This window comes from Psychrobacter lutiphocae DSM 21542, from assembly GCF_000382145.1.
GTDB classification, from domain to species: Bacteria; Pseudomonadota; Gammaproteobacteria; order Pseudomonadales; family Moraxellaceae; genus Psychrobacter; species Psychrobacter lutiphocae.
In genome coordinates this window covers 16,180-30,039 of sequence record NZ_KB907626.1, presented here as the reverse complement: position 1 = coordinate 30,039, position 13,860 = coordinate 16,180, and the positions used below count along the sequence as shown (strand labels likewise).

14 protein-coding genes are annotated in these 13,860 nt (G+C 39.6%); 3 read left to right on the top strand and 11 right to left on the bottom strand.

Annotated features, from left to right (window positions below; translation table 11 throughout):
* Window positions 1-47: 47 nt before the first annotated feature.
* From H140_RS0102910 to H140_RS0102860, 11 genes are all read right to left on the bottom strand, one after another.
* Window positions 48-764 carry a response regulator gene (locus tag H140_RS0102910; protein WP_019672158.1) on the bottom strand — a complete coding sequence of 239 codons (717 nt, stop codon included), beginning with the start codon at window positions 762-764 and terminating at the stop codon, window positions 48-50.
* A 218-nt stretch (window positions 765-982) separates the two neighbouring features.
* Window positions 983-1,399, bottom strand: coding sequence for a F0F1 ATP synthase subunit epsilon (locus tag H140_RS0102905; protein WP_019672157.1), 417 nt, complete (start codon window positions 1,397-1,399; stop codon window positions 983-985).
* 246 nt (window positions 1,400-1,645) lie between these two features.
* Entirely contained in the window at window positions 1,646-3,073 is a 1,428-nt protein-coding gene (gene atpD / locus H140_RS0102900) for a F0F1 ATP synthase subunit beta (RefSeq protein ID WP_019672156.1), read from the bottom strand.
* 51 nt (window positions 3,074-3,124) lie between these two features.
* A complete protein-coding gene (atpG, locus tag H140_RS0102895; RefSeq protein WP_019672155.1) occupies window positions 3,125-4,003 on the bottom strand; it encodes a F0F1 ATP synthase subunit gamma in 879 nt (292 codons plus the stop codon).
* Window positions 4,004-4,113: 110 nt separating this feature from the next.
* Entirely contained in the window at window positions 4,114-5,658 is a 1,545-nt protein-coding gene (gene atpA, locus H140_RS0102890; protein ID WP_019672154.1) for a F0F1 ATP synthase subunit alpha, read from the bottom strand.
* Window positions 5,659-5,891: 233 nt separating this feature from the next.
* Window positions 5,892-6,521: a F0F1 ATP synthase subunit delta gene (locus H140_RS0102885; RefSeq protein ID WP_019672153.1), complete on the bottom strand. Its 630-nt coding sequence runs from the start codon at window positions 6,519-6,521 to the stop codon at window positions 5,892-5,894.
* Window positions 6,522-6,692: 171 nt separating this feature from the next.
* Complete coding sequence (locus H140_RS0102880) at window positions 6,693-7,163, bottom strand: F0F1 ATP synthase subunit B (RefSeq protein ID WP_019672152.1); 471 nt, start codon at window positions 7,161-7,163, stop codon at window positions 6,693-6,695.
* A gap of 146 nt (window positions 7,164-7,309) precedes the next feature.
* Entirely contained in the window at window positions 7,310-7,567 is a 258-nt protein-coding gene (gene atpE, locus H140_RS0102875; protein ID WP_019672151.1) for a F0F1 ATP synthase subunit C, read from the bottom strand.
* 48 nt (window positions 7,568-7,615) lie between these two features.
* Complete coding sequence (gene atpB / locus H140_RS0102870) at window positions 7,616-8,482, bottom strand: F0F1 ATP synthase subunit A (protein ID WP_019672150.1); 867 nt, start codon at window positions 8,480-8,482, stop codon at window positions 7,616-7,618.
* Window positions 8,483-9,138: 656 nt separating this feature from the next.
* On the bottom strand, window positions 9,139-9,564 hold the full coding sequence (locus H140_RS0102865) for an ATP synthase subunit I (protein WP_227672890.1): 426 nt from the start codon (window positions 9,562-9,564) through the stop codon (window positions 9,139-9,141).
* Between the two features lie 453 nt (window positions 9,565-10,017).
* Window positions 10,018-11,019 (bottom strand): metal ABC transporter substrate-binding protein, encoded by a 1,002-nt coding sequence (locus H140_RS0102860; protein ID WP_019672148.1) that lies wholly within the window; start codon window positions 11,017-11,019, stop codon window positions 10,018-10,020.
* Window positions 11,020-11,240: 221 nt separating this feature from the next.
* On the opposite strand from H140_RS0102860, the gene H140_RS0102855 reads away from it, so the two are divergent.
* The 3 genes from H140_RS0102855 (at window position 11,241) to H140_RS0102845 (ending at window position 13,808) form a co-directional block, all read left to right on the top strand.
* Entirely contained in the window at window positions 11,241-11,813 is a 573-nt protein-coding gene (locus H140_RS0102855; RefSeq protein WP_019672147.1) for a transcriptional repressor, read from the top strand.
* 142 nt (window positions 11,814-11,955) lie between these two features.
* Entirely contained in the window at window positions 11,956-12,804 is an 849-nt protein-coding gene (locus H140_RS13745; protein WP_083932656.1) for a metal ABC transporter ATP-binding protein, read from the top strand.
* Between the two features lie 212 nt (window positions 12,805-13,016).
* On the top strand, window positions 13,017-13,808 hold the full coding sequence (locus tag H140_RS0102845; RefSeq protein WP_019672145.1) for a metal ABC transporter permease: 792 nt from the start codon (window positions 13,017-13,019) through the stop codon (window positions 13,806-13,808).
* The last annotated feature ends 52 nt before the right edge of the window (window positions 13,809-13,860 follow it).

The window sequence follows — 13,860 nt, the reverse complement described above, 5'->3', positions numbered from 1 at the left end:
GGTGTATTAAATCGAATGACTGTGTATCACTTACATCCAGCGCAGAGTTAGCTACCTTCTTTAACGAACAAATAGCCTTTACTGCGAACTGTTTTAATACGTTTTGGATTTTCTGGATCATCACCAATCTTTGGACGAATGCGAGAAATACGTACGTCAATCGAGCGATCTTGACCATCATATTCAATACCACGTAGTCGCTCAAAGATATCTTCACGTGACAAGATACGGCCAGCATTAGAGGCTAGTAACCATAACAAATCATACTCAGCACTGGTGAAATCAACCAACTCGCCGTTTAGGGTTACTGAACGACCACCATTGTCAATAATTAACTCACCAAATTCTAAGCGTTGCTGTACTTCTTCTGACGGTGTATTTTCTGATCGGCGTAGTAGTGCACGGATACGGGCTAATAAAACTCGAGGTTGAGCAGGCTTAGCGACATAGTCATCAGCACCCATTTCTAAACCCAATACCTGATCCATATCTTCGGTACGTGCTGTCAACATCAAAATTGGGCTATGGAAATGTGGACGCACTTCGCGACAAACAGTTAGTCCGTCACTTCCTGGTAACATCACATCTAGCACAACTAGATCTGGTTGCTCATTAATGATACGGCGAATAGCACGGTTACCATCAGTTTCAATAGCAACATCCATACCATTTTTTATCAGATAATCTTGAGTTAACATAGCTAACCGCTCGTCATCTTCGACAATCAAAATTCTTGGGGCTTGTTCTTCATCAATAGTGGACATTATTATTTTCCTCAAAAATTGTAAACTCTTAATAGCAATCTTTAAAAGCAAGCTGTTTTATGCGCTAAAATGATTGCTGTTTAGTTCAGTATATATAATTTTCATAGAATTGAAATGTAAATGTTAATATAACCGATATTAGCATAAAAAAAAACAGCCTAATGTAGGCTGTTATTTTTATCAGTCACTATTATGTAATATAAAAATATTTAACCAGCCTACGCTCGGTTACGATACTTACGAATCGTTTGTAACTGTGCAACAGACTCTGCAAGTGATGCTAAAGCTGCATTAGTTTGTAGGGTTTCAGATTGATTCACCAGCATTTGCTCCGCTTTCTTACGGGCTTCGATGATTTTAGCTTCGTCTAAGTCATCAGCTCGTACAGCTGTATCTGCTAACACAGTTACCATTTTTGGTTGAACTTCAAGAACGCCACCAGACACATAAACAATTTCTTCATTTCCATCTGGAGTTTGAATACGCATTGAGCCTGGTTTAAGTAGAGTTATAAGTGGCGTATGACCTGCTAATATACCAATTTCACCATCAACACCCGTCGCAATTAACATGCTGATATCACCAGCATATATCTCTTCACGAGCACTAACTACTCGGCACTGTAAGGTTGCCATGCGACTCTCCATTATTAACGCATTAATTAAATAATTTAATTTAAATCACTTGATATAATAAAAAACATAACTACTTTTAATAAACAAAGCGATTTAGATAGTAAAATATTTGGTTAGTAGATACTTGCCTAGTTGGCTGTCAGGTTAGTACATACGTTAAATTAACAAACGCCTTACTAACCGACTATATAGCACAACCAACTATTAACTTAATAAGCTTTATCTACACTTAATTTAACTGGTACATTAAGCAGCAGATTTCATCTTCTCAGCTTTAGCAACCGCTTCATCAATGCTACCTACCATATAGAATGCTTGTTCTGGTAAATCGTCATATTTACCTTCGATGATGTCACGGAAGCTTGAGATAGTATCACGTAAAGAAACGTATTTACCAGGAGCACCTGTAAACACCTCTGCTACGTGGAATGGCTGTGATAAGAAGCGTTGAATCTTACGTGCACGATAAACTACCAACTTATCTTCTTCTGAAAGCTCATCCATACCCAAAATCGCAATAATATCTTTTAGTTCTTTGTAACGTTGCAATACTTCTTGCACGCCACGAGCGACATTATAATGTTCTTCACCGATTACTAATGGATCTAATTGACGTGAGGTTGAGTCTAGTGGATCTACCGCTGGGTAAATACCTTGTGACGCAATATCACGGCTTAGTACAACAGTTGCGTCTAAGTGAGCAAAGGTTGTGGCTGGTGATGGATCCGTCAAGTCATCCGCAGGTACGTATACCGCTTGGATAGAGGTAATAGAGCCTGTTTGAGTAGACGTAATACGCTCTTGTAGTACACCCATCTCTTCAGCAAGTGTTGGCTGATAACCAACCGCTGATGGCATACGACCTAGAAGTGCTGATACTTCTGTACCCGCTAATGTATAACGATAGATGTTATCAACAAACAGTAGAACGTCTTTACCTTTACCAGTTTCATCTTTTTGATCACGGAAGTATTCCGCCATGGTCAAGCCTGTTAGCGCAACACGCAAGCGGTTACCAGGTGGCTCGTTCATCTGACCGTAAACCATCGCAACCTTTGAGTTAGTGAAGTTTTCAACGTCAACAACACCAGCCTCTTGCATTTCGTGATAGAAGTCGTTACCTTCACGAGTACGCTCACCAACACCAGCAAATACAGATAAGCCAGAGTGTTTAAGGGCGATGTTGTTAATCAACTCCATCATGTTAACGGTTTTACCAACACCAGCACCACCGAACAATCCAACTTTACCCCCTTTTGCAAACGGACATAGCAAGTCAATAACTTTAATGCCTGTTTCTAACAAGTCAGTACTGTTTGATTGTTCATCATAAGAAGGTGCTTGACGGTGGATAGACCATTTATCTTCTGAATTAACAGGCCCCTGCTCATCGATAGGGCGACCCAATACATCCATAATACGACCTAAGGTGGCTTCACCAACAGGCACTGTAATTGGTGCATTGGTATTTGAAACAGTTAAACCACGTTTCAAACCTTCAGTAGATCCCATGGCAATAGTACGTACGATACCATCACCCAGCTGCTGCTGAACTTCTAATGTGGTTTCAGTACCATCAACAACCAAAGCATCAAAAACTTTTGGTACTTCAGTGCGGTTAAACTCGACGTCAATAACTGCGCCAATAATCTGTACTATACGACCGCTACTCATAGCGTTCTCCTTGAACTTCTAAAATATGGGCTTTCTAAATAAGTGGGTCAATTAGGAAACAGCAGCAGCACCGCCGACAATTTCCGAAATCTCTCGGGTAATTGCCGCTTGACGCAGCTTGTTATAAACTAACTGTAAATCATCAATTAAGTCACCAGCGTTATCCGTTGCCGCTTTCATAGCGACCATACGTGCTGATTGTTCAGAAGCGATATTTTCCATAACCGCTTGATAGACAATAGATTCAATATAACGACCTAAAAGACCATCAATCAAAGTCTTCACATCAGGCTCGTAGATATAATCCCAATTACTTTCAGTACGAACACCTGAGCTTGGTTCTACAGCATCTTCAGGAAGTGGCACAAGCTGGCTTACGGTAGGCTCCTGAGTCATCGCATTCACAAACTTATTATAAACAATATAAATACGATCTATATTGCCATTTGCATAATCATCAAGCATGGCTTGTACAGGAGCATTAATTTGCTCAAATGTTGGATTATCACCATAATCTGTTATCGCTGAGGTTACTTTGCCACCAAAGCTTTTAAAAAAACCAACACCTTTCGAGCCTATCACTGCAAATTCAGGTTCGACAGATTGGTTTTCAAATTCTTGTACATTTTTCATCAACTTTTTGAACAAGTTGATATTTAATCCACCAGCTAAGCCACGATCAGAAGTAACTAGAATATAACCCACACGATTAATCGCACGGCTGTTCATATATGGATGCTTATAATCTGAAGACGCATGGACCAAGTGGGAAACCACGCGACGCATACTCTCGGCATAAGGACGACCCACTTCCATACGCTCTTGAGCACGGCGCATCTTACTGGCGGCTACCATTTGCATCGCACGCGTGATTTTCTGCGTACTTTTAATACTGGTAACCTTAGCACGAATTTCTTTTAAACTTGCCATAACATTTCCAATTCGGCGGGGTTTAAATGAGGTTAAATCTCAAGCTCAGATAAATCACAAATTCACACAATTCAATAGTGCGACCAGCCTAGCCAATCGCACCCATTAAATTAGAATGTGTGGTTTTGTAAAAATGTTTCAACTGAAGCTTTTAAACGGCCCGCAATATCATCATTATAGTTTGCTGTTTCGTCGATCTCTTTCATAAAATCAGCCTGCTCGTCATGCATATAGCGTAAGAATGCTTCTTCCCATGCACCAATTTTTTCGACTGGGATATCTGCTAGATAACCTTCGTTCGATGCATAGATAACAGCAGCTTGCTCAGCAATAGACATAGGCTGATACTGCTTTTGCTTCATCAGCTCAGTCACACGCTCACCATGATCTAGCTGTTGCTTAGTGGCATCATCAAGATCCGAGGCAAACTGAGCAAAGGCAGCTAGCTCACGATATTGGGCTAGTGCAGTACGAATACCACCTGATAGCTTTTTGATGATCTTAGTCTGAGCTGAACCACCAACACGAGATACTGAAATACCGGCGTTAACAGCAGGTCGGATACCTGAGTTAAATAGGTTAGATTCTAAGAAAATCTGACCGTCTGTAATCGAAATTACGTTGGTTGGTACGAATGCAGATACGTCACCAGCTTGCGTTTCAATAATTGGTAGCGCAGTTAAAGAACCTGTCTGACCTTTTACTTCACCATTAGTGAACTCTTCAACATAGTCAGCGTTAACACGTGATGCACGCTCTAGTAGACGTGAGTGAAGATAGAAGACATCACCTGGATAAGCTTCACGACCTGGTGGACGGCGTAATAATAGTGAAATTTGACGATATGCAACTGCTTGCTTAGATAGGTCATCATAAACAATTAAGGCATCTTCACCACGATCTCGGAAATACTCACCCATTGTACAACCAGAGTAAGGCGCAATATACTGAAGAGCTGCTGGTTCAGAAGCTGATGCCACAACAACTGTTGTATATTCTAAAGCACCTGTTTCTTCAAGCTTACGTACAACGTTAGCAATGGTCGAACGCTTCTGACCTACTGCAACATAGATACACTTAATGCCTGAATCTTTTTGAGCAATAATGGCGTCAATTGCTAACGCAGTTTTACCAGTTTGACGATCCCCAATGATAAGTTCACGTTGACCACGTCCGATTGGAATCATGGTGTCAACTGCCTTATACCCAGTCATTACAGGCTCATCAACTGATTGACGAGCAATAACACCTGGCGCAATTTTTTCTACTTTATCTGTTAACTTCGCATTGATTGGACCTTTGCCGTCAATTGGGTTTCCTAAAGCGTCTACCACACGTCCTAACAACTCAGGACCTACTGGTACTTCAAGAATACGGCCAGTACAGTAAGCTTTTTGACCTTCTTGCAGACCTAGGTAATCACCCAAAACAACGGCACCTACGGAGTCTTGTTCAAGGTTCAATGCCATACCATAGACATCACCTTCAAACTCAATCATCTCACCGTACATTGCATCTTCAAGACCATGAATTTGAACAATACCATCAAATACTTTGACGATAGTGCCTTCATTTTTTGCGGTCGCACCCGTATCAAGGTCTTGAATTCGCTGCTTAATCAGCTGACTGATCTCTGCTGGATTCAATTGTTGCATTGCCTTGTTTCCTTTAATTTGTGATTGCCTGCTTACTCGCTGGTTTATTAATGCTCTAGTGACTGTTTGGCATGTAAGTATTCATTTGTGTCTATACTCACTGTCTCAGTCACTACAAATAATAAGCAATATAATTAATAAGCAATATAATGTCAGTGAGCTATGATTACATTTCGTAATTAACGCTTATCACTTTTCATTAGTATTAATTATGAGTATTAATTAAATATGCGTTAAGCAGTTAGCTGTGTTTTTAACTGTTTTAATTTACCACGCACCGAGTCATCAATAAGCTTATCGCCAATTTTTATAGTAGCACCCGCTATTAAACTAGGATCTACATCCTCATGAAGGATTACAGATGCGTTAAAGTTCTTTTCTAATCTTAGCTTTAACAAGTTACGCTGAGCTTCTTGTAGCGGATATGCAGACGTCACATATGCATCAATTTGCTTGAGTGCTTCTGCACGATACAAGCGAAATTGCTCATAAACCTGAGGTAGTAAGCTTAAACGCTCTTGCTCGGCTAATTGATGCACAAAATTTTGAATTTGAGTAGAAGCCGCCGGCAGTGGATCGTTAGCCTGTCCGCCTCTATTATGACCTTGAGCACTAAAAAGCAATGACTTAAGCGCAGTTGCTTCAGTTGAGGTAACTTGTTCATCGTAAATGCTGACAAGTGCTTTTGCTTTTTGCTGGGCCGTAATAGCTGGGTTGTCTAACATATGCTCGAAGGCAGAATCACTAACCACGCTACTTGCGATAAGCAAGAAATCTTCCCACTCACCGATGACCGAGTTTTCATGGGCATAGTCAAATGCTGCTTTAGCATAGGGTCTCGCTAGTGTAGATAATTCAGCCATTATGTCCTCTTAGCCACTTTTTTGAAAAACTTATTTTAACAAACCAGATAACAAAAATTGAGCATCGATTAATTGAAAAATTATGATTGACTGGCAGTTGATTTTTCATTTTGCCATATTAAAGCCATATAGCAACATCATTCGTTACTCTAAAAAATTAGCAACTATCAACTAAAGCTTAGCTGCTAACTCCTCCAGCATACTGGCATGCTTTTGCGAATCAATTTTTTCTTTTAGTATCTGCTCTGCGCCTAGTACTGCAAGCTCTGATACTTGAGTGCGTAAGCTTTCACGTGCTTGATTGATCTCAAGATCTATCGATTCACGTGCTTGCTGGCGTATACGTTCGCCTTCAACTTGTGCCTGCGCTTTTGCTTCTTCAATAAGCTGATTTGCACTTTTATTAGCTTGTTCAATAAGTGCGGCAGCTTTTACTTTTGCAGTTGCAAGTTCTTGCTCAGCCGATTGCTCTGCACTTGCTAAGTCTTCTTTTGCCTTTTCCGCCGCATTCAGACCTTCAGCAATTTTTTTCTGACGTTCATCAATTGCGCCTGATAAGAAAGGCCATACAAACTTCATGCAAAATAAAACAAATATTGCAAAGGCTATGGACTGACCGATAAGGGTTAGATTAATATTCACACGATCACCTCTTTATTAATAAAAATCAGTTTCATTGACCATTCGGCATCAAGTACCATCTATTTAAACATCTAGTACTATCAATTGAAACATCAAGTACTATCTATTGAAACATCGAATGGTCAACAGGCTTAACTGATGTTTAATTAAGCTCCAAGAGGGTTAGCGAATAATAACAACATCGCAATACCAACACCAATCATTGGTACCGCATCAAGTAGACCGGCAACAATAAACATACGAGTTTGCAACTGTGAGCCAAGCTCTGGCTGACGTGCAACACTTTCTAGGAATTTTCCGCCTAATAGAGCGAAGCCAATGCCGGTAGCTAGTGCACCTGCGCCAATAAGTATTGCAACTGCAATAACAGTCTGACCATTTAATGTCGCTAATACTGGATCCATTGATGTATCCTCATTTACCTGTTGATTGATTAAAAAAATCTAACTAAATTAATGTTCAGTTTGTGATGCAAGCGATAAGTAGATTATCGTTAGCATCATAAAGATGAACGCTTGAAGTGTAATAATTAAAATATGGAATATTGCCCAAGGTACCGATAATGCCCACTGAATCCAGAATGGCAATAAGGCAATCAATACGAAAACCAATTCGCCTGCATACATGTTACCAAACAAACGTAAGCCAAGTGACACTGGTTTTGCAATTAAAGTAACTGACTCTAAAATCAAGTTAACTGGGAATAATAAAACTTTTGCAATTGGATTTGAAGCACTAAAAGGATGCATGGTTAGCTCACCGATAAAGCCACCTAGCCCTTTTTCTTTAATGCTAAAACCAATAATTAAGAAAAATACCGAAAATGACATTCCCAAAGTGATATTTGGATCTGTTGTCGATACTATCTTAAAATATACATGGTGGGGATCATGTCCCATCGCCGCACCAATTTTTTGTGCTAATACTGGAATATAGTCGATGGGCATTAAATCCATCAAGTTCATCAAAAATATCCACACAAAAATTGTCAATGCTAAAGGTGCAATAAGCTTCGATGTACCATTGTATGAATCGCGTACGTTGGTATCAACGAACTCTACAATCATTTCGATTGCTGCTTGTAGCTTTCCAGGCACTCCAGAAGTTGCACGTTTAGCAACAAACCAGAATAAAGCACAAAAAATAACACCAAGCCCAACTGACCAAAGCATAGAGTCCAAATGAATGGCCATAAAACCCATGTCACTAGCTTCTTGAGCTGTATGGGCAACCTTCCAGCCTAACTCAGGATGATAACCAAAGGTCCAGTTAGTTAAATGGTGTGCAATATAATCAGACGAGGATATTTCAGCTGCCATAATCTAAGCTTCTTATAAGTTTGTGTTAACCATAAATTTATTTAGCAAAAAATATTTACTCTTAAAAGCCTACACTTTGCTAAATAAATTTGGCGCTTAAAAAACCAACCTCTATATTAATGCAGGTTGTTAAAAGTGTAAAGAATTTGTTTAGTTCTTAAGTTCAATCTTACTGAATTTGTTATAAACCTTGTTTATAGATTCGGTAGTCATATAAAAAACGTATATATATCATACACTATTTATACAGAGTTATCATGGTTTATACTCATGTTTATCATAGTGATACTGACTGTTTTTTTCGACCACCATTGAATAGCTATAAATCATATTCATTTTAGCTAATACTGGCTTTTTTTAATTAAAGTGAGCCTTATTTATATACTCTGTATTTTTGTTAAATGCTTTGTATAGCTATGTATTACTATGATTGTATTATGTTAGAGCTGTACGTTGATGGCTCACATTGTACTTATTCGATGCTAGCGTATTTACATTAAATTTCTTACTTCTTTTATAACTTTATATGTCTTTTATAACTTTATATATAGTTTATGACTGTTGCGTTTACATATTAGTTTGCCTTAATCGCCCATCTCATCACTCTCGGCTTATTAAAGTAGCGCTTTATTATTAACAGCCCATCAATAGTAAACTTATCGAAACTTCCATAAACTAATAAAGTGACCCATCTGCATGGCAATAAAACCAAAAATAACAGCGCCGGCAGAAATAGGTTTAATGGCGAAAAACACCAGTCCAAACCCTGAAATTACCACCACCCATTTAATAATTTGACCAAGATACATTTGGCCAACTATGCTGTGCTTTGCCTGTGCGCCTGTATAACGAAAAACTAGCCCAGCAAAAATTGATTGTGCTAGCCAGTTAATAAAAGCACCAAGTGTTATGCCTTGGGTAATTAACAGCTTGCTATTTAATACGCTCGCATCGATTAACCAAGTTATCAGAATGATACACAGTAACATTGTTGAACTAAGCCGAACTTGTCGTTTTAGCTTCTGTCGCTGCAAGTCTTTTCGTTGCGACGCACGTAATGGCGTATTTGAATGAGTAACCATAGCTAAGTCTGTGTCACAAAACGCAACCATTATAGATATGGTCCTCTAGTAAAGCAAGAGAAAAGTATATATTTGTCAAACGGTTTTTATATATCCATGTGTAATCAAGGTGTTACCTTATTTTTTACCTAACTACTTTGTAGATATTTTTGTAATTTTACTATTCAATCAATTGTTTGTATTAACCAATCATAAACAATGGGGTGTAAAAGTTACAAACATATTGCCCTTGTAGTTTATTAAAAGTAAGTTATTAAAAGCAGGTTATTAAAAGTAAGTTATTACAAAAGCGCTAAGCCACCTTTCTTAATATACAGAGACTTAGCGCTTGTATTTATTATTACTTGTCTGCTTATCTTATTTATGCTCTGTTTATTTTTTATAATTCAAATCAAGCCCCATGCCTGACAAAGACCCTTCTACTATTAATTCTAATTCATTCCGTAAATGACATTATACTCGCCCAATACATTGGTTTATATCTTCGCTTAATTCTCGCCAGCCTGATATAAAGTCGTTTGCACTACTCATATCTTCTTGCTGTACGCTACTAGTCACTGGTTTTAACTTACTAAGTACACCTTGATTGCTGTCTGCCTGCAATAATATACACATCTTTGGTTGTGGTCGGTTTTGTATTAACCAATGAAACTGGCTCGCTTTTGGTGGCAGGTGATGATCTATCGTCAAGGCACCAACCATATTTAGCTTTAATGTGGGCTCGATATAGTGAAACGCATCATGATAAGCCCAATAAGGCTGCGCTGTGCTCGACTTTAACTGTGCTTGACGAACCGCCTCATCCATCTGCTTGGCAAACTCACGAACGTTAGCAGCATAAACCTCTTTATATTCTGGATTGGCTCGACTGAAGATGGCACCTAACGCTCTGGTAATGGCTTTGGCATTTTCTGGATTAAGCCAGATATGAGGGTCTAAGGTGTCTTTGATTGGCACACCCTTAACATCGCGCAGCGGCTCACGATAAAAGGCGTTTAATTCAAATAAGCTGATGCTATTGACACTGCCACCCACAGACTTGACCAAGTTGGACTCAAGCTCATTGCCAAACCACACCACATAACGACTGTCTTTTACCGTCTTCATATCGCCTGGACTTAAACTGCCGTGATGCCCGACATCACCTGGTTCTAGCAGTAATTTTGCTGACGGAGCACCTTTTGTCACTGCCTGACTTAATAAGAATAAAGGATAGTTGCTCACTGCAACTTGTGTCTTATTACGAATACTGTCTGGCAAAGCATCGATACTAATATGACGCCAAGACTTAGGTTTTACTTTTTTGGCTAAACTGCTGCTTGTGGTGGTGGTCGTTTCTACCGCTTGCGCGCTATGGTAAGTGGCGGATAGTACTGGTGCTATACTTAATAAAGCGATGCAGAGACTTTTTTTAACTTTATTAAGTTTATTTTTTTTCAGTTTTGATACCAACATATGGGCCTCTTTTTATCAATATATTTTGTATTAATAAATACGATGTGTCAGATAAAGTGATAATTAGGGAGTATTTACTAGATATGTTATACTATAACTCATATAAAATTAAGTCATTTTAGGTTAACCGATTGAATAATTCTCTCAATCACAACTTTTGGCCTAGCTTGGCTATGGCTTGAGCCCTAAAGGCTTAACATAAAATTCAAAGGAGGTAGGTGATGACTGTGTCAATAACCCAGCCAGATATACACGATGCAGCTTGCGACAACCACTCAGGGCCTCATTTACATGATGTACAGGCCTTCTCAGATCAAGAGGTCAGGCAACGTCTATTAGCCGCAGAAAAGTTGTGTGGCTTAAAGGGTGCCCGCTTTACACCACTAAGAAAAGCCGTATATCAGCTTATTTTACAAGCAGATAAACCGTTAGGTGCCTATGATTTGATTCAGAGTTTACAAGATAAGCGTGCAAAACAACAAGGCGAAAAAGCTAAAATGGTAGCACCACCAACTATTTATCGCACTTTAGAGTTTTTATTAGAGTTTGGCTTTATCCATCAGCTAACCTCGATAAATGCCTTTGTCCCCTGCTGCCATCCCCGTGATGCGCATAACGCAGTTTTTTTGTTATGTGATGCCTGTCAACGAGTACAAGAATTTAGTGGGTTACCAGTACAACAGATTGTTGACTACGTCAAACATCAAGTTGGCTTTCAAGTACAACAAAGTGTCATGGAATTAAAGGGCTTATGTGATAGCTGCTTACCAAGTTACACCAATGTATCAGTATAAACACAATATAAACTACCCTATGAGCCATAATATGAGCGCATCCAGACCAGTAAACATCCAAAAACAGCAGGCACCCACTAGCCCTCTGTCCCAGTCTAACTCCAAATCTAAACATCTGTCTCAATTACAGACAACACCTTTAATGACCCTAGACTCTATTGGTTATCAGGTTAGTGGTCATAGTAATGTAGGTCGTCATACTTGGTGTTCAAGAGTTAACTGGCTCTCTGGCGCACGCTCTGCACAGCAAAAGAACGGGCAACATAAAAGCCACACCAAACATAGTTATACGTCAGATGCCAGCACACCACAAAAAGTACTGTTAACCAATATTAACTTGAAAATTATGCCCAATGAAAAAATCAGTGTTATTGGCCCTAATGGTGCTGGAAAATCTACATTAATGAAGTTGATGTTGGGACTTATCTCTCCTACGTCTGGTAGGATTAGCTGTCATCCAGATCTAAAAGTCGGCTATGTGCCACAAAAGTTTAGCATTCCACCAATCTTGCCACTGCGAGTACAGGATTTATTAGCACAAACTAAAAGCAGGCTTAGCACTGATGAGCTCGATTTTTTATATCAATACCTGTCGATTTCACCTTTGTTAGCAAAGCAGGTTATTCATTTATCTGGCGGCGAAACTCAACGAGTGCTGTTGGCCCGCTCTTTTTTGGCAAAACCAAATTTATTAATACTAGATGAGCCAATGCAAGGACTTGATCCTGAAAGTGAGCGTTGGCTCTACGAATTTATTGATGATCTACCTGATTTTTTGCAATGCGCTATGGTGGTAGTTTCTCATGATTTGCATTGGGTAATGCGTGGCAGTCGCCGAGTAATTTGTTTAAATAAACATATTTGCTGTGAAGGTCAGCCTAGTACTATTGGTACATCACAAGAGTTTCAAAAGCTATTTGGACATCAATATGTGCAACCGTACATTCATCAGCCACATCATTGTCAACACCTTGATCCACACCTACATTAAATTGTTAATGATGAGCAAAGGCTGTATGCCAAGATTTAGTTTTTCTAGGGCATTTTCAATCTATTTAAGAATAATTATACGACTTAAAGACGTGCCCTAGGCGGATTATTGGCTTAATCTTATGTGATAAAGCGCAGGCCACCTAATGCAACAAACTACCCTTACTTTGAATACCCTTACCTAGAACACCCTGACTTTGGAACCCATTGTTTATGCTAACAGAATGGCTTAATATCATTGCTCCAGCATGGATTGCAGGCAGCCTTTTGGCACTGCTATCTGCCCCCTTAGGCTGTCTTGTCTTATGGCGACGCATGGCATTTTTTGCAGATGCTTTGGCGCACGGCACCTTATTCGGAGTTGCCTTAGCCGCTTTATGGCAATTGCCATTTTCTGCCGGTATCGCTTTGGTCAGTATCTTGGTAGTACTCGGCTTAATCTGGCTGGAAGATGAGCGCTTACCTAATGATGCGCTATTGGCAGTGGTGTCCGTTACCTTGCTGTGTTTGGGGCTACTAACACTTACTCACTTAACTCAGCTACAATCAAATGTTCTTAGCTATTTATTTGGTAATTTATTAGAAGTAGGTTGGGATGATTTACCGATACTGGCAGCTTGTGTTGGCATCGGAATTGTGGTGCTGACTTCTATTTGGCGCTCTCAAGTTATCTTAGCCAGTCATCGTGATCTAGCCTTGGTATCTGGTATTAATGCTACTCGTCAACGTCTATTTTTTATGGGAGTGTTGGCTGGCTTTTGTGCGTTGGCCTTGCAAGCAGTGGGTAGCCTGCTCATTAGTGGTTTGTTGATCTTACCTGCTCTAACCGCTAGATTGTTTGCACATTCACCTAAACAAATGGTTATTATTGCCATTATTCTGGCACAATTGGCCGTCACTGGTGGGGTTTGGGGCAGTGTACTGCTAGACATTCAGACTGGCTTAGCTATTGTGTTGGGACTCGCTTGTGCTTTTTTTGCATCTTTTATTGTATCGCGAGTGTAGGTCAAACTTATAACCACAACCTCTACTCTGACCCACTGCACTTTTCTTATCC

What these genes read in the sequence shown, in the direction of transcription:
- H140_RS0102910 (WP_019672158.1), bottom strand. Translation starts at nt 764, where the DNA reads ATGTCCACTATTGATGAAGAACAAGCCCCAAGAATTTTGATTGTCGAA.
- H140_RS0102905 (WP_019672157.1), bottom strand. Translation starts at nt 1,399, where the DNA reads ATGGCAACCTTACAGTGCCGAGTAGTTAGTGCTCGTGAAGAGATATAT.
- atpD (WP_019672156.1), bottom strand. Translation starts at nt 3,073, where the DNA reads ATGAGTAGCGGTCGTATAGTACAGATTATTGGCGCAGTTATTGACGTC.
- atpG (WP_019672155.1), bottom strand. Translation starts at nt 4,003, where the DNA reads ATGGCAAGTTTAAAAGAAATTCGTGCTAAGGTTACCAGTATTAAAAGT.
- atpA (WP_019672154.1), bottom strand. Translation starts at nt 5,658, where the DNA reads ATGCAACAATTGAATCCAGCAGAGATCAGTCAGCTGATTAAGCAGCGA.
- H140_RS0102885 (WP_019672153.1), bottom strand. Translation starts at nt 6,521, where the DNA reads ATGGCTGAATTATCTACACTAGCGAGACCCTATGCTAAAGCAGCATTT.
- atpE (WP_019672151.1), bottom strand. Translation starts at nt 7,567, where the DNA reads ATGGATCCAGTATTAGCGACATTAAATGGTCAGACTGTTATTGCAGTT.
- atpB (WP_019672150.1), bottom strand. Translation starts at nt 8,482, where the DNA reads ATGGCAGCTGAAATATCCTCGTCTGATTATATTGCACACCATTTAACT.
- H140_RS0102865 (WP_227672890.1), bottom strand. Translation starts at nt 9,564, where the DNA reads ATGGTTACTCATTCAAATACGCCATTACGTGCGTCGCAACGAAAAGAC.
- H140_RS0102860 (WP_019672148.1), bottom strand. Translation starts at nt 11,019, where the DNA reads ATGTTGGTATCAAAACTGAAAAAAAATAAACTTAATAAAGTTAAAAAA.
- H140_RS0102855 (WP_019672147.1), top strand. Translation starts at nt 11,241, where the DNA reads ATGACTGTGTCAATAACCCAGCCAGATATACACGATGCAGCTTGCGAC.
- H140_RS13745 (WP_083932656.1), top strand. Translation starts at nt 11,956, where the DNA reads ATGACCCTAGACTCTATTGGTTATCAGGTTAGTGGTCATAGTAATGTA.
- H140_RS0102845 (WP_019672145.1), top strand. Translation starts at nt 13,017, where the DNA reads ATGCTAACAGAATGGCTTAATATCATTGCTCCAGCATGGATTGCAGGC.